This is a genomic window from Kribbella sp. NBC_01245 (genome assembly GCF_036226525.1).
Taxonomy (GTDB): Bacteria; Actinomycetota; Actinomycetes; order Propionibacteriales; family Kribbellaceae; genus Kribbella.
This window is the reverse complement of the sequence record NZ_CP108487.1, coordinates 227,378-244,238: the sequence shown is the minus strand read 5'-3', so window position 1 is coordinate 244,238 and position 16,861 is coordinate 227,378. Positions and strand designations below refer to the sequence as shown.

Genomic DNA, 16,861 nt, shown 5'->3' with positions numbered 1-16,861 from the left:
TCATCGCATTAGACGGTTCGCGGTTGGACCAGGCCGGCGTCGTAGCCGAGGATGACGGCTTGGACGCGGTCGCGGAGGCCGGTTTTGGTGAGGATTCGGCTGACGTGGGTCTTCACGGTGTGCTCGGTCAGATGCAGGCTGGTCGCGATCTCCGCGTTGGAGTTGCCCTCGGCAAGCAGTTGCAGCACCTCGCGTTCCCGGGCGGTGAGTGCAGTCAGCTGGTCGACCGCGGCCGGGTCCTGCCCCGCGGCGGCGAATCGGTCGATCAGGCGTCGCGTCACCGGCGGTGCCAGCAGGGCGTCACCCGCCGCGATCACCCGTACGGCGTTGATCAGCTCGTCCCGCGAAGACCGTTTCAGCAGAAAGCCGCTCGCGCCCGCCCGGAGCGCGGCGTACACGTATTCATCCAGATCGAACGTGGTCAGGATGATGACCTTCGGCCCGCGCTCGCTGCCAGCGAGCTGCCGCGTCGCCTCGATCCCGTCCATCACCGGCATCCGCACATCCATCAGGATCACCTGCAGATTGAGCATCGAGGCGGCCTGCCGGACCGCGTCCGCGCCGTCGACCGCCTGCGCCGCCACCTCGATATCGGGCTGCCCGTCCAAAATGGTGGCGATCCCGTCCCGCACCAGATCCTGATCGTCAACCACCATCACCTTGATCAGACCGCCACCGGCGCCGTTCACGCAGGCACCGCCGCGCCGGCCGGAATCCGGGCCGCGATCGTGCAACCCGCGCCCGGCGCCGTCTCGATGCGCAGACCGCCGCCGTGTACGCGGACCCGCTCGCGCATACCCGCGAGACCGTGCCGACCACGTCCAGCCTCGGCTGGATCGAACCCGCGTCCGTCGTCGGCCACCATCAGGTTGATCTCCCCGTCCGCGATCTCGATGGTCACCGTGGCCCGCTCGGCGCCGGAGTGCCGTACGACGTTGGTCAGCGCCTCCTGGACGATGCGGTACGCCGTGAGTTGTTGCCCAGCCGGTAGGTCGTCCGCGATCGGCGGCAGCACCAGGTCGATCCGCAGGCCCTCAGTCCCGACCGTCGCCACCAGCCCAGGGAGATCCGCCAGCCCTGGTTGCGGTGCGAGCTGCGGATCGGGCACGCCGTCGGCATCGCGCAGTGCCGAGAGCATCCGGTCGAGCTCGCCGAGGGCACGCCGTCCGGTGTCACCGATGCGCTGGAACCCGCGCAGCACCTCGTCATTGCCCTGCCGGATCAGGTCCGGCCCGGTCTCGGCCTGGATCACCATCAGGCTGACGTGGTGCGCGATCACGTCGTGCAGGTCGCGCGCGATGTACGCCCGTTCCGTGAGCTTGGTCTGCTCTTCCTCTTGCTCGATCGCGCGCTGGCGCAATTCCCGCTCGCGCTCACGGGCTTCGCCGATGCCGCTGTAGAGCCGAGCGAGTACGCCAAGGCAGACGCCGAGCGCCAGCACCAAGGACAGCGACAACGGCCATTGCCGGTCGAACACGACGTCGTGCCGGGTAGCCGACGCACCGTCAACCCACACCTGGTTGAAGGTGCTGTCGTCGTCCAAGCCGGGATAGAGGAACGGCAGGAGCGTGTTCCGCGTGAATCCGCCGAGACGCGGCACTACGACGAGAAACGCCAGCACACCACCCGAGACCGGCAGGGCGAATTGCCACGGCCGGTGCCGGGCCAGCGAGTAGAGGGCGAGCCCGAGCGCCAGCATCAACGGCCAGCGCTCGGTCGCGAGCCAGTACGCCGTGAGGTTCGCGACGGCGAGCACCACACACGGCACGACCGGCCGGATCCGGCGCAGCGCGAGCGTGATCGGCGAGCAGATGACGAAGACCGTCAGCCAGTCCGGGGCGAACTGCCACTCGTCCCAGTCGACCATGCGCCAGACGTCGAGCCCGATCAGCGAGACGGCCAGTACGCCCAGCAACAGGTCAGCCGGCACCACGCTCTCGGGCCGGGTCACCAGTGCGCGGAGGTCGTCAAGCCAGGTCTCGACCGACCGCGAGTTGTGCCTCCACAACATCGTCCACAAGGCCAACGCGGTCCCGGCCGCGAACACGATGGTTGCCGCAGGCACCGGCACACTCGCGAGCGTGAAGACGGTGGCCGCCGCCAGGCCCGCGCCACTCAGCAGCGGTGTGGCGGTGCGAAAAGCCAGCAGCAGGGGCGCGATCATGACCAGCACGACCAGCGCGGGAGCGGCCGTCCATCCGCCGTCCTGTTTGATGGCCCAATGGACGCCGGCACCGGTGATCATCAGCCCGGCGAGGGCGAGGACCAGATCGAGCCTTGATCCGGACAGCGTGGGACGAGCCATGACCTCATTCTGGCCTCTGTCGCGAGCGCGCTCGTCACTCTGAAGAGTGACACCGGACCGGCGATTGTCACTCTTTTCGGTCACAGTACGTGGCACCTAACGGCGATGTGCCGGGCCTATCGCAAAACCCAGGCTCGAAGACATGACCCTCTTGAGCCCTTCTCGGCCGCCCGGCCGCTCGTCTGTGGGCCGGTCCATGGCTTGGCCGATCGGCCTCGCGGTGGCCGGATTCCTCGGCGTTTGCGTACTGCTCTGGCCGCCGACCTCGCTGCAGTTCGACCTGCGCGTGTACGCCGCCGCGGCAGGCGACTTCCTCGACGGCGCCAGTATCTACGAGGCGCACCTGGCCCATCCGGAGATCGGGATGGCGTTCACCTATCCGCCGTTCGCCGCGATCCTCTTCGTACCACTCGCGCTGGCCGGAACGGGCGCCGGCCGGATCATCACGGTGCTGGTCTGCGGCCTGTCCACCCTGGCCATCGGTCTGGTCAGCCTTCGCGCGGTCCGGCCCGAGCTGACCATCGCGCGGCTCCGGGTGCTGGGGTTGGCGATCGGCGCGGCGGGAATCGCGTTCGAGCCGATTCGATCGACGTTCGGCTACGGGCAGATCAACTTGTTGCTGACGTTGATGCTGCTGGTGGACCTGCTCGGGTACTTGCCGCCGCGGTATCGCGGTGTGCTGGTCGGTATTGCGACCGGGATCAAGCTCACCCCGGGCATCTTCCTGATCTTCCTGCTCGTCACCCGGCGCTATCGCGAAGCCGCGACCGCAGCCGTGGCAACCGTCGCCACGATGCTGATCGGCTTCATCGCGATGCCTTCGGACTCGATCAAGTTCTGGGGGCAGTTGATCTTCGACCCGGGACGTCCGGGCGCCAAGCACTTCATCAGCAACCAGTCGCTGCGCGGAGTGGTCGCACGGATCACCGAGGGTTCCGGCGGAGCGCTATGGGTCCTTTCCACACTGGTCGCGGCCATTGTCGGCCTGTACGCCGCACGGCGCGCGCACGACGCCGGCGAACGCTTCGAGGCCATCCTCCTGGCCGCCGCCACCGGTCTACTCGTGTCACCGATCTCCTGGACCGGCCACTGGGTCTGGGCCCTCCCGATCTGCGTCCTCCTCTGGTCCCGCGCCCGCGCCAAGCCGGTGATCGCCGTACTGGCAGCCGTTTGGACGATCACGACGACGCTCGGCCTGCCCTGGTTCGCGCCGTACTTCGGTGATCGCGAATACACCCACCAAGGGTTCGACCTGTTCCTCGGCAATGCCTACCCGATCGTCGCGATCGCCTTTATCGCAACGGCTTTCGCGATCCGGCGGCGATCATGACCCAGCGTCGCGTCTTCTGGGCACTCGTGGTCGTCCTGGCCCTCACCCCGATCTGGTACGCCGCGACCGCGGGCTCTCTCGACCTGCAGGTCTACCGGACCGGCGGCGCTGTCTGGCGGAACGGCATCAGCCTGTACTCGGACGGATTCGCCGACCTCGTGCCGACCTTCCCGTTGCCGTTCACCTATCCCCCGTTCGCGGCCGTGCTCTTCACCGGCCTCGCCGTACTGCCGTTCACCCTCGCCGAACTGGTGATGAACGCGATCAGCGTCGCCGCTCTCGCCGCCACGCTCGTAGTCGTCACCGGCCGCTTGTACGGCTGGAACCGTCGCTCAGTCCTCATCGGCTTAGGCCTGACCACGATCGGCATGCTGCTCGAACCGGTCCGCGCCACCATCGGCTTCGGCCAGGTGAACCTGCTGCTGATGGGCCTGGTCACACTCGACTGCCTCCTACCGAAAACCCGATGGCCTCGCGGTCTCCTGCTCGGGTTGGCGGCCGCCATCAAACTCACACCCGCGGTCTTCGTCCTTTATTTCCTGGTACGACGGCAATACCGGGCCGCCGCGATGACCTTCGCGTCGTTCGCTGGATTCTCGCTCGCCGCCTACGCGCTCATCCCCGCGGACTCCACGACGTACTGGTTCAGCGTGCTCTTCGACCCGGGCCGGATCGGCGGCGCGACGTACGCCTTCAACCAGTGTTTCCAGGCCGTGCTCGAACGCATCATCCCGGGCCATCCGTCGCTCTGGCTCGCGCTGGTCGCGATCACGCTGGCGCCGACCGTCATCGCGGCCCGCCGAGCACGCGCAGCCGGCGACGACGTGACGGCCGTACTGGTCATCGCCGCCTTCGGCCTACTCGCCTCCCCGGTCAGCTGGTCGCATCACTGGGTGTGGGTGGCGCCTGCCCTGATCGCCTTGGTACACAAGCGAAAGTGGTACGTCGCCGCTGGCATACTCGCCGTCTTCGCGGTCGGTCCGCACCAGTTCTTCCCACCCGAAGGGCGAAGCTGGTCCCTTCCCGAACACGTCCTCGGCTCGGCGTACGTCATCACAGCCGTCGCCGCCATCCTCCTCCTCGCCTTCCGCCGCTACCCAGAGCCCGTCGACGCGGTTGGCGGGAGTGACGGTGCCGAATTGGTCCCGGCCGTCAGCGGATCGCCACGATGAGGTGTTTGTCGGCGGTCTGATCGAGTACGCCGACCTCGGCGAATCCGGCCAATCGAAGCGCCTCGGTCATCTCGGGCAGGGTGACCGGGGCTGCGTCGGTCGGACCAACCGCCAACCGATCCCGCTCGGCGAACAACTCCGCGAACGCCGGCTCAGCCCGCGCATCCGCCCACCAGCTCTCCCAGTCATCCGCCTCATCACCGAGCGGCGAACCGTCCCATGAGTGGTCCCGCAACGTCGCGGCCAACGCACTAAGACGCGGCACCTCCCCACCAAGCCGAAGCGTATCGAGATTGACGAACACGCCATCCGGCCGAATCCGACGCGCCAACATCCGCGCGACCTCGGCGAACTCACCCGCACTGAAGTAGTGCAACGACGTCGCACTGCACACCGCGTCAACCGCCAACGCCCGAGTGCTGCCGAAGCGCTTGACCGCCCGAACCGCGATCGACCCCGGCCCCGACGCCAAGTCCACCAACCGCCCCGGCTCACCAACCACGCGATCCACGACGTCCAGCACCATCCCCAACGCGGCATCCCGATCAGGCAGGTAATTCCCCTGCTGCCGATCCCACCGCTCAATCCACGCGCTCTCCGACATCCCCGCACGCTAGCCCCAACAGCACCCAGTTGACAATCGTTTTCATTTACCGATCAGTGCAGGATCAGTCCGCCGACCGGGACGGAAGCGACATGGCCGGTTGCCGGAGCGGTCAGCGCCAGCGCGAGACCCACATCGACCAGCCCTGATCGGCGGAGGTTCGCGACGTCGGGGGTCGGAGTCCAGACCGACTCGGCGGTTTCGCCATTCGGCTCAGGCCGGAGCTCACCGCCGGTAATGCGGACTTGGTAGAAGATGCCGACATTCTGGTGCTCGACTCCCCGACGCGCGGTGGCCGCCGGGATCACCCTCGAATCCACGCCCAGCAGACGTTCGACCACCGAGTCGAGCCCGGTCTCCTCAGCAACCTCCCGAACCACCGCATCAAACGGATCCTCCGCCTGCTCGACCTTGCCGCCCGGCAGCGTCCAATGCCGCTCACCCTCCGGTGGTACGTAATGGGCAAGCAGAACCCGCCCGTCCTCAATACACACCGCATACGCCGCCAGCCGAAAACTCATCCCCGCACCCTGCCACCTACCCACGCAATCCGAAAACGACTTTTCCGCGGCCGGACGCCGTGTGGAGCTGGCGGTCCGCGCGCGGGGACCAGCGCAGCCAAAACCGTCGATCCGTGCAGGTATTAGTCGCTGTTGATCCAGGACCAGGTACTCTTCTTTGCCGGGACGCCTGCCGCCGCGAACCATGCCGCGGCCCGCTCGTGGTTCGCCTCGATCGGCAGTTGCTCACCGAGTTCGCCCCGGGCGACCAGGTCGGCGAAGCACGCGATGAGCCGCTCCTCGAGCTCGCCTTCGCGTACGTCGTCCTTCTCGAAGTAGCCGACCAACCGCTCCAGCGAGGAATAAGGCGCGTACGTCGTATAGGCGTATTCGCGGCCGGCGTCATTCCGCGTCGCCAGGTAGTCGTACTTCTCGCCCAGGCCGATCCCCTCGTGCTCGCCATCCGGATCCAGCGAAACCGTCAGCGTGAAGATGCAGTTGGTCCGATCCCGATGTACGGACACGAGCCCGACGTCGCGGCGACGGCCGAAGGCGCGACACGTGTACGGGACGCCGGCTTCGTCGTACCAGCTAGCCAGCCGGTCCCGCACGGTCATCGGCCTGCCGTCCAACTGCCCGCCGTTGGCCAGCCCGACAAAGGCCGCGATCAGCCGATCGTCAAGCAAGCCGTCGCCGACCGGCACACGCCTCGACAGGCACTCCACGAGTGGTGCCACCGAATCACGCTCGGTCTCCAGGTAGAACATCCCGGGCTCAGCGTCGCTCGAAGCCCGGAAGTCCACCGAACGGTCGGACCCGATCGTCACCTGCAACCCGTCCACCGGTAGCGGCACCACCCGATTGACGCCACTGCGGCTGCACTTCACGCCCGCCTCTTCCAACCACGCGGCGACGCGATCCCGGGCGCCACGAGGCTCGAACTCACCCTGCTCGACAAGCTTGCGGTACGCGGCGGCAACCTCGTCGGGTTGAGGCATTCGCCCGTCAAATAGCGCCGCTATTTCAATCCGCGTGGTCGCCACATTGTGGCCGTAACCAAGAGGCTCACCAGCCCGCTCGTACGACTCGTTGAAGACGATCCGGCTGTGCTCCCAAGACGTTTCCGGATCCAACTCAACCGTGAAGGTGCGCAGCAACCCATGCGAGTCGCGCGGATATCGGCGCACGACCTCCAGGCGCTCCACCACCCTGAACTCGCCATCAGCGTCGTCTGCCTTAGCCAGCTCATAGGAGACACCGGCATGCTGACACCAGAACCTCAGCCTGAAAGCCTGGTCACCAAAGTACGCAGCGGGCTCCTCCGCCAGCCGTTCGGTCATCGCCCGCACCAACGCGGCCTCGGAATCACCCTCAGGACTCGTGCCGAAAAGCTCGAGCAGATGATCGATGGAGGTCAGCGGAGTCCGGATCACCTGGCTTTCCGCGGCCACACTCTTCCCGTCCCGCCGACGCGCCGCCGTGAACTCCAGGTCCGCGCCAACCACAAGACTCACGCCACCGGACCGACCATCATCAAACAATGCATATTCGCGCGCCATAACCCCACCCTAGAAACCCAAAAGGTCGGACCTTCATGGCCAGCCGCTGTGGGAGCATGGCCAGGTGCTGAAGCGGCTCAGGTGGGCAGGCGTTTGCGGGCCTCGGGATCGCATTCTGTGGTGTCGTTGTGACCGTGGACTCTGCCTACCAGCGGAGCATGAGCCGCCCCGCCGCCACTAGCGGTCGTCGTTGGTGGCGTAGACGTCGGGGATGCCGTCGTGGTCGAGGTCGGCGATTTCGGCTTCGTGGACTCGGCGGTGGGTGCGGTTGCGGAGGCGGAGGATGATCGCGGCGACGAGGGCGGACAGCAGGGAGCCGGCGAGTACGGCGAGTTTGACGTGGGCGTCGCGATCGCTGCCGGCGCCGTAGGCCAGTTCGCCGATCAGCAGGGACACGGTGAAGCCGAGGCCGCCCAGCGAGGCCAGGCCGACGACGTCCACCCATTTCAGGTCCGGGTCCAGCCGGGCGTGGGTGAAGCGGGCCACCAACCAGGTCGCGAGCGTGATGCCGATCGGCTTGCCGATCACCAGCCCGGCGACGATCCCGATGGCCACTGGATCGGAGAACGCGGCACCCAAACCACCATCCGAGCCGCCAATCGCCACGCCTGCGGCGAAGTACGCGAACACCGGAACCGCGACAGCCGCCGACAACGGGCGGAACCGATGCTCGAAGTGCTCCGCCAACCCGGGACCGGCCTCGGGTCCGCCCGCGCGATGACTTCGGATGACCGGCACCGCGAATCCCAGCAGTACGCCCGCCACCGTGGCGTGCACACCCGACGCGTGGACCAACGTCCAAGTCGCGCCTGCCAACGGCAGCAACAACCACCACGACCGCACTCGCCGCTGGACCAGCAACGTGAACAAGCCCAACGGAATAAGGGCCAACAGCAACGGACCGACCGAGAGATGCGCGGTGTAGAAGACGGCGATGATGACGATCGCGAGCAGGTCATCGACCACGGCCAGCGTCAGCAGGAACGTCCGCAACGCCGACGGCAGGAACCGGCCGACCACCGCGAGCACGGCCAGCGCGAACGCGATATCGGTCGCGGTGGGAATCGCCCAGCCGCGCAGCGAACCACCCGACTGGAGGTTGAACGCCAGGAAGAACAACGCCGGCACCAGTACGCCACCCACCGCGGCCGCGATCGGGACCACCGCGCGTTGTGGCGTACGGAGATCACCCGCGACGAACTCCCGCTTGAGCTCCAGACCCGCGACGAAGAAGAAGATCGCGAGCAGTCCGTCCGCGGCCCAGGTGGCAGCACTCAAGTCGAGGTGCAACGAACTCGGGCCGAAGGTGAAGCCCCGTACCGACTCGTACGAGCTGGCCCACGGCGAGTTCGCCCACACCAACGCAACGACGGCGCCCACCAGCAGCAGCGCGCCCCCAATCGTCTCCTTGCGGAGGATGTCCGCGATCCGGCTCGCTTCCGGCCACGACCCGCGGCTGAACAGCGTCGGCGTACGTCGCACCTCATTTGCCATCGATCAGACCTCTCAAGCTCCGGCCTTCGCTCCGCCGAGCAACTTCGTAGCCTTGGCGACGGCTCCCCCGGTAGCGCCGTCGATCTCTTGGGGTAACGCGCCGACAAACGTCAGCGCCATCACGACGTCGTTGACGCCGGTGGTGACCATGGTCAACTCGAACCCTTCCAGCCCGCCACCGGTGGCGGTGAACCGGACCGCGACCGGATTCTGACCCGCGACCGGAGCCGAGACCTCGCGCACCTGCATCGGCGAACTGCCCTCGCCGGGCACGGTCAGGGTGATCGTGCGACAAGCGCCGATCGCGGTCTTGAAGGACTTCTGCAATGCGGTGACCGCCTGCGTCGACCCCATCGCGTCAAGGGATACGTCGATGTACGGCCCGTCCTGACCACCCGAGAACGACCGGCCGGCCGAAGCCTTCGATCCGGGCGGGTTGTCCGTGTTCATCAGCGCGACCAGTCGGGCGCAGCGAGCATCCTTGGACGACAGCTTGACGTCGTCCTCCGCCGCGGCCTCGTCCGGCTCGACCGAGAAGCCAGACGGCAGATCCTTCAACTCCAGCAACGCCTTCGTCAGTTGCGCGGCAGTACGCGGCCCCGGCGCCGACGGCTGTGTCGGAGTCGGGGTGATCGACGGCGTCGAGGGTGTCGTCGTCGGCGTAGCGCTAGGCGTGACGCTAGGGGTCGGTGCACTGCCGGGTTCCGACCCCGAGCAGGCGGTCAACGCCAACGGCAGAGCGGCGACGGCCACGAGAACGGGGTGGATCTTCGACATGGGTGACTCCTTGGGACCGGTCGAGTGCCTCGACGCAGGGTGATCGCGGCGGATCAGGCCATGCCTCACACACCGGGCCGACGATGCCCGGCCCGATGATCCTAGGTGAGTCCGGCTGCGGTTCCGCGCTAGACCCCTTTGCGGTCTGTAGCAAAGGTACTACTTCGACACGGTGTGTAGTAGAAAAATTACATAAAGGAGGTAATCATGGCCCGAGTACCCGCCCGTTAGGTTCCCGGATGTTTCCGCTCGCTTCATCTGTCCGAGGGGCCTGCCGCCATGAGCATTCCTGAAGGTGAGGCCCATGAACTCCATCAGTCGCAGGACTCTTGTCCTCGGTGGACTGGCCGCGACCGGCGCCACCGCGCTGCCGCTGCACTCCACTGTGATCGCCGCAACCGCTGCGGTGCCGTACCCGTTCCAGTTGGGGATCGCGTCCGGTGATCCCGATCCGGGCAGCGTTGTGCTGTGGACCCGGCTGGCGCCGTCGCCGCTCAACTCCGACGGCCATGGCGGGATGGCGAACACCAACGTGACCGTGGACTGGCAGGTGTCCACCAACGAACTCTTCACGACGATCGTGGCATCGGGTTCGGTCACGGCGACATACGCGAGCGCCCACTCGGTGCACGTCGTCGCCGGCGGCCTCAACCCCGACTCGGACTACTTCTACCGATTCCGCGCCCAGGGCCACCTCTCCCCCGTCGGCCGGACTCGCACCACCCCGGCGCTCGGAACGGCCGGGCGCGATCTGCTGATGGCGTTCACCTCGTGCTCGCACTACGAGGAGGGCTACTTCACCGTCTACCGCCGGATCGCGGAAGACAACCCGGGCGTGGTTCTGCACCTCGGCGACTACATCTACGAGTACGGCGCGGGCACCAACCGTCCGCGGACGCACCTGGGTGCTACCGAGATCGTGTCGCTGGCGGACTACCGACGCCGCTATGGCCAGTACAAGTCGGACCCGGACCTGCAGGCCGCGCACGCCGCCGCACCCTGGATCGTCGTACCGGATGACCACGAGCTCGAGAACAACCATGCCGGCAACATCCGCGCGGACAGCACGCCGACGCTGACCGCCGCGCAGTGGACCGCCCGCCGGACTGCCGCCTACCAGGCGTACTACGAGAACATGCCGCTTCGCCCGGCGCAGGCCAGCAACGGCGCGAGCATTCCGCTGTTCCGCCGGGTCCGGTGGGGAAACCTCGCCACCTTCCACATGCTCGACACTCGGCAGTACCGCAGCGACCAGGCGTGCGGCGACGGCTGGAAGGTCTGCTCCGACGCGGACCTGGCAACGCGCACCCTGCCCGGCAACACCCAGGAGAGCTGGCTGCTCGACGGTCTCGCCCAGCACTCCGGTACCTGGGACATCATCGGCCAGCAGGTCTTCTTCGCGCGGCGGTTCAACGCCAGTGGCGCGAGCATGGACTCGTGGGACGGCTACCGCGCCTCGCGAGCCCGGATCCAGAAGGGCTGGGTCGATCGCGGCGTCCGCAACCCGGTCGTCCTGACCGGCGACGTACATCGCGCCTGGGCGAGCAACCTGATGGCCGACTACAACAACGCGAACTCGGCCATCATCGGCAGCGAGCTCGTCACCAGTTCGGTCTCGTCCGGCGGCGACGGCGACGGTGCCACCGCGATTCCGGATGTCGGCACCAATCCGTGGCTGAAGTACTTCCACAACCGGCGTGGCTACGTCCGTACGACGATCAGTCCGACCCAACTGCGGGCCGACTTCCGGGCCGTGGCGAAGGTGACGGAACACGGTGCCGCGGCGACCACCGCGAAGTCGTTCGTGATCCAAGAGGGCCTCCCCGGCCTTCAGACGGTCTGAGGGGATCCTGAGATGAAGAAACTCTTCGCAGTTGCAGTGACCGCGTCATCCCTGGCTGTCAGCGCATTCACCGCTACAGGCGCCAGTGCCAGCAGCACATTCTTAGCGACGCCGACGTGGCTTACGGCCAACAGTGTGTCCACTGGAGACCAGGACGCGCCGTCGGTCGCCACCAACCGCAATGGATACGTCGCCGTCGTGTGGGAGGACGACCGGGACGCAGCCAACGCACCCGACAACGCGCACAGTGAGATCTTCCTACGGCTGTTTCGCAACGGCAGTGCCCTGTACGAGGTCAAGCTGTCTGCGGCCGGCGGTAGCGGCGTAACCAACTGGCGCCACCTCAACCCGGACGTAGGGCTCGACGACAAGGGCAACGCCGTAGTGGTGTGGCAAGACGACCCTGACGGCAACGGGTTCTACAACGTCCCGTACCGGGTGGTGAACACAGCAGGCACTGTCACCGCCTCAGGTAGTTCCAACACCAGTTCGGACGGGCAGCAGGTCAACCCGCGAGTGGCCGTAGACCCGGACGGTGCACCCGTTAGTGGCGCGGTCGCATTCACCGTGGTGTGGGAGGACACCCAGGGCACCGCCCCGGCCACGGTCAAGGCAGCTGGCTTCACCGGGCCGACGACTCGCGCCTGGGAGGTCACGGCCTCGCAGACAACCGGCCAGCACCACAACCCGGATGTGGCCGTGTCGGCCTCGGGTGATGCCGTCGTGGTCTGGGACGAGGACGGCGACGCCGACGCGGCGTACAACGTCGGCCTGATCCGTTTGGCCCGCACGACCGGCGCTGCGAACCTGTCGCGTCGTACGGCGAACGCCAACGCCACCGGGCAGCAGAGGTACGCGACGGTCGCGGCCAACTTCAACGGCGACTTCGCCGTGGCGTGGGAGTCCGATCACAGCGGTACGGCGGGGTCGTGGACGCGTACGTTCAGCCCGACGGGCACGGCGCGCTTCTCCGATGTGCTGGTCGCCAACGCCGGCAAGGGGCCGTCGGTCGGACTCGATGACCAGGCGAATTCCGTCGTGGGGTGGACGGTTCAGGCCACCGATCTCGACGTCTGGGTGCGCGGTTTCGGCACCAGCGGTACGGACGCGGGCAGGTTGTCGGCTCAGCAGCTCAGCTCGGTCCCGGCCGGACGTCAGGAGCAGATGGCGGTCGCGGTATCGCCTTGGGCCGAGGTGGCCGTCGCGTACACCGACGACAACGACGGCAACACCTTCGACCAGATCTACCTCGGGTTGGACATCTCGAACAACAGCTGGTGATCAGGCGCACGAGTCCTGGGTCGATCCGTCGACCCCGGCCGTGTCACTCGCGAGTCACCCGCGAGTCTCCCGGGCTTCGGCCTTGATGCGGGCGGTTTCGCGGCGGACCTCGGCCTGGGTGGCGCGCTCGCGCTGGAGCCAGTCGGGGTTCTCCGTCTTGAGGGCCTCGATCTGCTCGGTGGTGAGCGGATCGGTGACGCCACCACGGGCGAGACCGCTGATGGAGATGCCGAGCAGGGCGGCGATGGTGCCACGGGGGTGCGGGCCGGTGGCGCGCAGCTCACGCAGCCACTCGGGCGGATCGGCCTGCAGGGCGTTCAGCTCGTCGCGCGAGACGACACCCTCCTGGAACTCGGCCGGGGTGGCTTCGAGGAGCACGCCCAGCTTCTTCGCCGCTGTCGCGGGCTTCATCGTCTGGGGAGTCTTTTGCGACGTCATGCCCTCAGGGTAACGAGCCGACGCGCCGTCGCCGACTACGCCCGGTAATCTGGGCTGGTGACCGGCCCGGACGTACCGCCAGGATCCAAGCCCGAATTCAAACTCGGGTACGTCCCGGGCGTGACGCCCACCAAGTGGGTGCGGGTCTGGAACGAGCGGCTGCCGCGGGTCCAGCTGACGCTCGTGCAGGTCTCCCCCGGCGAGGCCGCCGCGCTTGTTCGTGACCAGACCGTCGACGCCGCGTTGCTGCGATTGCCGATCGACCGGACGGGCCTGCACGCGATACCTCTCTATACCGAGACGACCGTGGTCGTGGTTCCGAAGGATCACCTCGTGACCGCGGCGGAAGAGGTGACCACCGAGGACCTGACCGACGAGGTGCTGCTGCATCCGTTGGACGACGCTTTCGACTGGGAGCAGCCGCCCGGGCGCCAATGGCCCGCACGTCCCGCGAATACGGCCGACGCCGTCGAATTGGTCGCGGCGGGGATCGGCCTCCTCGTCGTACCGCAGTCACTCGCCCGGCTACATCACCGCAAGGACCTCACGTATCGGCCGATCGCGGACGCGCCCGAGTCGCAGGTCGCGTTGTCGTGGCCGGAGGACGAGTCCGGCGAGTTGGTGGAAGTGCTGATCGGCATCGTCCGCGGCCGGACCCTCAACACGACCCGGGGTCCCGCGACCGCTACTCCCAAGCCCAAGGCCAAGCCGGCCGCGAAGAAGTCCAACCCCAAAGGCAAGAAGCCAGAACGACCTCGCGCTCCCCAAGGCGGCAAGCGCGGCAAGCCCAAGCGCCGGTCCTAACCCCGTCCTGGAGGATGCATGAGCGCTGTCGAGCACCTCGATGTGCTGGTGGTCGGCGCCGGTATCTCCGGAATCGGCGCCGGTCGGTATCTGCGTACCGAGCATCCGGCCAAGACGTTCGCCATCCTCGAGGCCCGGGCCGCGTCGGGTGGGACGTGGGATTTGTTCCGGTATCCGGGCATTCGGTCGGACTCTGATCTGCACACCTTCGGGTACGAGTTCGAGCCTTGGCGTGATGACGAGTCGATCGCTTCGGCGCCGCGGATTTTGGATTATGTGCGTCGTACGGCGACCAAGTACGGGCTGGACGCGAGCATCCGCTATCAGCACAAGGTCGTCAGCGCGGACTGGTCGTCGGACGAGGCGCGCTGGCTGGTTGAGGTTGAGCGTGGCGATACCGGGGAGCGGTTCCAGCTGACCGCGGGGTGGATCTTTTGCGCCAGCGGGTATTACCGGTACGACGAGGGTTATACGCCGGCGTTTGAGGGGCGCGAGCGGTTCGCGGGGACGATCGTGCATCCGCAGCATTGGCCCGAAGGCCTTGACTACAAGGGCAAACGGGTGGTGGTGATTGGTAGTGGTGCTACTGCGGTGACGTTAATTCCCGCGATGGCGGACGACGTTGGGCACATCACGATGTTGCAGCGTACGCCGAGTTACGTGATGGCGGTGGCTAAGGAGGACGCGCTCGCCAATCTGCTGCGGCGGGTCGTGGGTCCGACGCGGGCGTATGCGGTGACGCGTCGCAAGAACATCGCCATGCAGCGGGCGACTTGGCGCTTCTGCCGGCGATTTCCTCGCGTCGCGCGGAGGGTCATCCGGCTGGTCAATAAGAAGCGGCTGCCTGATGGGTATCCGGTCGACGAGCACTTCAATCCGCCGTACGACCCGTGGGACCAGCGGCTGTGCGTCGTACCGGATGGTGACCTCTTTGACGCCATCCGGGATGGCAAGGCGTCCGTGGTCACGGATCGGATCAGGACGTTCACGGAGACCGGGATCCTGCTTGAGAGCGGGCGTGAGCTCGAGGCCGACATCATCGTGACGGCCACCGGCCTGAACCTGCAGCTATTCGGCGGTATCGAGCTCAGCGTGAATGGCCGCCCTGTTTCGCCGCCGGACACCGTGGTCTTCCGCGGGATGATGCTCAGCGGTGTGCCGAATTTCGCAATCGCGATCGGCTACACGAATTCCTCGTGGACGCTGAAGATCGGGCTCCTCTGCGAGTACTTCTGCCGCCTGCTCCGCCACATGGACGACAACGGCTACAACACCGCTTGGGCCGACGCGGATCCCGACCTGGAAACACGCCCCCTGCTCGACTTCGGTGCAGGCTACGTCCAACGCTCCCTCGCCGACCTCCCCAAACAAGGCCCAGCCGCCCCATGGCTAATGTCAATGAACTACCAAGACGACCTCAAACTCCTCCGCACCGGCCCCATCACCAACAAACACCTCCACTTCTCCTGCAGAACGTCCGGCGCAGCCTCAGGGGTTGGTGGTTAGGGCGATGGTTAGGGCGAGGATGGTTTGGGGGTCTTCTAGGCGGTTGCCGAAGAGTTCGCGGATTTGGCCCATGCGGTAGCGGACCGTTTGGGGGTGGACGTGCATGGCGGCGGCTACGTCGTCTCGGCGGCCCAGGTGCAGCAACCACTCGCGCAGGGTCTCGGTAAGGCGGTCCGCCGTCGCCGGGCGGAGCGTGGCGAACGGCGCCAGCACCCGTCGCCGGAGATCCTCGAGCGCCGCCGGGTCGGCCGCCACCACCAACGCGGCCAGGTGCCGATCGGTATCAACGGGAGCGTCGGATTCCACCGGCAGCCGGAGCCGCCGTGCACGCAACACCCGCAGGTACGACGTACGCGCCATCGTCCAAGGCTGGGACGGACCAACCCACGCCTGCCGCCCCCGCAAACTCCGGAGCAACGCAACCCGCCCAGGACCATCCGCATCGGGAACCAGCAGCACCGCGACCTCAGACTCCTCCTCCAACTCCGGCAACTCGTCCTCGGGCCGCAACGTCCGCGGATCCAGCACCGCAAGCACACCCCGCACCTGCGCATTCGGCAACAACACGGCCGTGAGAGTCCGCGGCGGCTCCCAATCAGCCCGCTCAGCCCGATCCGCCAGTTGATCCGCGGGATCCCCGACCAGCAAACTCCGCCCAAGCCGCTGCAAATACCGCTGCCGCACCCGACCGGTCGTCGCGAGCTCATCGGTATGCCCCGCCACACTCGCCGCCGAAAGCTCATCGATATACGCGAACACCAACTCGGCGAACTTCGCCAGCGTCCCTGCCGGAAGACCCGCCTCGACCGCCGTACTCGACAACTCCCGCCAAGACACCCGAGCCCCAACCCGATAGGCGGCCAACAACGCGTCCATCGACCGCCCACTCCGAGCCTCACCCCGGCCAAGCAGATACGCGCCCTCAAGCGCAGGCGCCAGCGGCGTGCCCGGATCCCCACCACTCCGCGGACTACTCGCCAAATTCAGGAAACCCGCGAGCGCGAGCTGGACGGCACGCTGGATATTCGCCCCCATCGACCCGGCCAAGGCGTTCGTATAACCCGGCACCTCGACGATGACCGCGCGCACGGTGCTCTCGGCCACATTGGGGAGCCGGGATCGCAACAACTCGATCGCCACCTCGCCCAGGTCGAGCTCCGCGGCTCCACGGGCGGTACGGCTGGCGTGACGCACCGGATCGCTGTCGGACACGTTTTTGTTCCCTCCACACAAATTCGGGAGATAAGT

15 protein-coding genes are annotated in these 16,861 nt (G+C 67.0%); 6 read left to right on the top strand and 9 right to left on the bottom strand.

The window, feature by feature from the left end; all coding sequences use genetic code 11:
- Window positions 1-8: 8 nt before the first annotated feature.
- Together OG394_RS01115 and OG394_RS01110 are read right to left on the bottom strand one after the other, a co-directional pair.
- Window positions 9-689, bottom strand: a complete 681-nt coding sequence (locus OG394_RS01115; protein ID WP_328992835.1) for a response regulator transcription factor — start codon at window positions 687-689, stop codon at window positions 9-11.
- The gene (locus tag OG394_RS01110) at window positions 686-2,305 is read right to left on the bottom strand and encodes a sensor histidine kinase (protein ID WP_328992834.1); all 1,620 of its coding nucleotides are present in this window, start codon (window positions 2,303-2,305) and stop codon (window positions 686-688) included. Before OG394_RS01110 ends, OG394_RS01115 begins: the two co-directional genes overlap by 4 nt.
- A gap of 142 nt (window positions 2,306-2,447) precedes the next feature.
- On the opposite strand from OG394_RS01110, the gene OG394_RS01105 reads away from it, so the two are divergent.
- Window positions 2,448-3,635 carry a glycosyltransferase 87 family protein gene (locus OG394_RS01105; RefSeq protein ID WP_328992833.1) on the top strand — a complete coding sequence of 396 codons (1,188 nt, stop codon included), beginning with the start codon at window positions 2,448-2,450 and terminating at the stop codon, window positions 3,633-3,635.
- On the top strand, window positions 3,632-4,807 hold the full coding sequence (locus tag OG394_RS01100; protein WP_328992832.1) for a glycosyltransferase 87 family protein: 1,176 nt from the start codon (window positions 3,632-3,634) through the stop codon (window positions 4,805-4,807). The genes OG394_RS01105 and OG394_RS01100 overlap by 4 nt, the downstream gene beginning before the upstream one ends.
- On the opposite strand, the gene OG394_RS01095 is transcribed toward OG394_RS01100, so the two are convergent.
- From OG394_RS01095 to OG394_RS01075, 5 genes are all read right to left on the bottom strand, one after another.
- On the bottom strand, window positions 4,788-5,411 hold the full coding sequence (locus OG394_RS01095) for an SAM-dependent methyltransferase (RefSeq protein WP_328992831.1): 624 nt from the start codon (window positions 5,409-5,411) through the stop codon (window positions 4,788-4,790). The two genes, OG394_RS01100 and OG394_RS01095, sit on opposite strands and share 20 nt — an antisense overlap.
- A 53-nt stretch (window positions 5,412-5,464) precedes the next feature.
- Window positions 5,465-5,932 (bottom strand): NUDIX hydrolase, encoded by a 468-nt coding sequence (locus tag OG394_RS01090; protein ID WP_328992830.1) that lies wholly within the window; start codon window positions 5,930-5,932, stop codon window positions 5,465-5,467.
- Window positions 5,933-6,054: 122 nt separating this feature from the next.
- Window positions 6,055-7,425 carry a hypothetical protein gene (locus tag OG394_RS01085; RefSeq protein ID WP_328992829.1) on the bottom strand — a complete coding sequence of 457 codons (1,371 nt, stop codon included), beginning with the start codon at window positions 7,423-7,425 and terminating at the stop codon, window positions 6,055-6,057.
- 222 nt (window positions 7,426-7,647) lie between these two features.
- Window positions 7,648-8,964: a Na+/H+ antiporter NhaA gene (gene nhaA, locus OG394_RS01080; RefSeq protein ID WP_328992828.1), complete on the bottom strand. Its 1,317-nt coding sequence runs from the start codon at window positions 8,962-8,964 to the stop codon at window positions 7,648-7,650.
- Between the two features lie 12 nt (window positions 8,965-8,976).
- Entirely contained in the window at window positions 8,977-9,741 is a 765-nt protein-coding gene (locus OG394_RS01075; RefSeq protein ID WP_328992827.1) for a hypothetical protein, read from the bottom strand.
- A 304-nt stretch (window positions 9,742-10,045) separates the two neighbouring features.
- Between OG394_RS01075 and OG394_RS01070 the strand changes: the two genes are divergently transcribed.
- Complete coding sequence (locus OG394_RS01070) at window positions 10,046-11,584, top strand: alkaline phosphatase D family protein (RefSeq protein WP_328992826.1); 1,539 nt, start codon at window positions 10,046-10,048, stop codon at window positions 11,582-11,584.
- Between the two features lie 135 nt (window positions 11,585-11,719).
- Window positions 11,720-12,865: a hypothetical protein gene (locus OG394_RS01065; RefSeq protein ID WP_328992825.1), complete on the top strand. Its 1,146-nt coding sequence runs from the start codon at window positions 11,720-11,722 to the stop codon at window positions 12,863-12,865.
- 54 nt (window positions 12,866-12,919) lie between these two features.
- Here the strand turns inward: OG394_RS01065 and OG394_RS01060 are convergent, their stop codons facing one another.
- Complete coding sequence (locus OG394_RS01060) at window positions 12,920-13,303, bottom strand: DUF5997 family protein (RefSeq protein ID WP_328992824.1); 384 nt, start codon at window positions 13,301-13,303, stop codon at window positions 12,920-12,922.
- Window positions 13,304-13,360: 57 nt separating this feature from the next.
- Here OG394_RS01060 and OG394_RS01055 point away from each other — a divergent pair, with 57 nt between their 5' ends.
- Window positions 13,361-14,107, top strand: a complete 747-nt coding sequence (locus tag OG394_RS01055) for a LysR family substrate-binding domain-containing protein (protein WP_328992823.1) — start codon at window positions 13,361-13,363, stop codon at window positions 14,105-14,107.
- 18 nt (window positions 14,108-14,125) lie between these two features.
- On the top strand, window positions 14,126-15,613 hold the full coding sequence (locus tag OG394_RS01050; protein WP_328992822.1) for a flavin-containing monooxygenase: 1,488 nt from the start codon (window positions 14,126-14,128) through the stop codon (window positions 15,611-15,613).
- On the opposite strand, the gene OG394_RS01045 is transcribed toward OG394_RS01050, so the two are convergent.
- Window positions 15,596-16,825: a PucR family transcriptional regulator gene (locus OG394_RS01045; RefSeq protein ID WP_328992821.1), complete on the bottom strand. Its 1,230-nt coding sequence runs from the start codon at window positions 16,823-16,825 to the stop codon at window positions 15,596-15,598. The genes OG394_RS01050 and OG394_RS01045 overlap by 18 nt on opposite strands.
- Window positions 16,826-16,861 lie beyond the last annotated feature (36 nt).

Excerpts from the sequence above, each read along its gene's own strand:
- OG394_RS01110 (WP_328992834.1), bottom strand. The coding sequence starts at position 2,305 with ATGGCTCGTCCCACGCTGTCCGGATCAAGGCTCGATCTGGTCCTCGCC.
- OG394_RS01105 (WP_328992833.1), top strand. The coding sequence starts at position 2,448 with ATGACCCTCTTGAGCCCTTCTCGGCCGCCCGGCCGCTCGTCTGTGGGC.
- OG394_RS01100 (WP_328992832.1), top strand. The coding sequence starts at position 3,632 with ATGACCCAGCGTCGCGTCTTCTGGGCACTCGTGGTCGTCCTGGCCCTC.
- OG394_RS01095 (WP_328992831.1), bottom strand. The coding sequence starts at position 5,411 with ATGTCGGAGAGCGCGTGGATTGAGCGGTGGGATCGGCAGCAGGGGAAT.
- OG394_RS01090 (WP_328992830.1), bottom strand. The coding sequence starts at position 5,932 with ATGAGTTTTCGGCTGGCGGCGTATGCGGTGTGTATTGAGGACGGGCGG.
- nhaA (WP_328992828.1), bottom strand. The coding sequence starts at position 8,964 with ATGGCAAATGAGGTGCGACGTACGCCGACGCTGTTCAGCCGCGGGTCG.
- OG394_RS01075 (WP_328992827.1), bottom strand. The coding sequence starts at position 9,741 with ATGTCGAAGATCCACCCCGTTCTCGTGGCCGTCGCCGCTCTGCCGTTG.
- OG394_RS01070 (WP_328992826.1), top strand. The coding sequence starts at position 10,046 with ATGAACTCCATCAGTCGCAGGACTCTTGTCCTCGGTGGACTGGCCGCG.
- OG394_RS01060 (WP_328992824.1), bottom strand. The coding sequence starts at position 13,303 with ATGACGTCGCAAAAGACTCCCCAGACGATGAAGCCCGCGACAGCGGCG.
- OG394_RS01050 (WP_328992822.1), top strand. The coding sequence starts at position 14,126 with ATGAGCGCTGTCGAGCACCTCGATGTGCTGGTGGTCGGCGCCGGTATC.